At 53.3% G+C, this 229-nt stretch carries 1 rRNA gene; it reads left to right on the top strand.

Annotated features, from left to right (window positions below):
- A 23S ribosomal RNA gene (locus tag AC6H42_RS05960) occupies positions 1 to 229 on the top strand; the annotation flags it as partial.

Raw genomic sequence — 229 nt, 5'->3', positions numbered from 1 at the left:
TTTGAACCAATCTGTGTAGGATAGGTGGGAGGCTTTGAAGCGGGGACGCCAGTTCTCGTGGAGCCAACCTTGAAATACCACCCTGGTTTGTTTGAGGTTCTAACCTTGGTCCGTGATCCGGATCGGGGACAGTGCATGGTAGGCAGTTTGACTGGGGCGGTCTCCTCCTAAAGTGTAACGGAGGAGTTCGAAGGTACGCTAGGTACGGTCGGACATCGTGCTAATAGTG

The sequence above is a fragment of the Massilia sp. NBRC 108631 genome, assembly GCF_059704565.1.
Note: the sequence above shows the minus strand (reverse complement) of the source record. Positions and strands in the feature narration are given on the sequence as shown.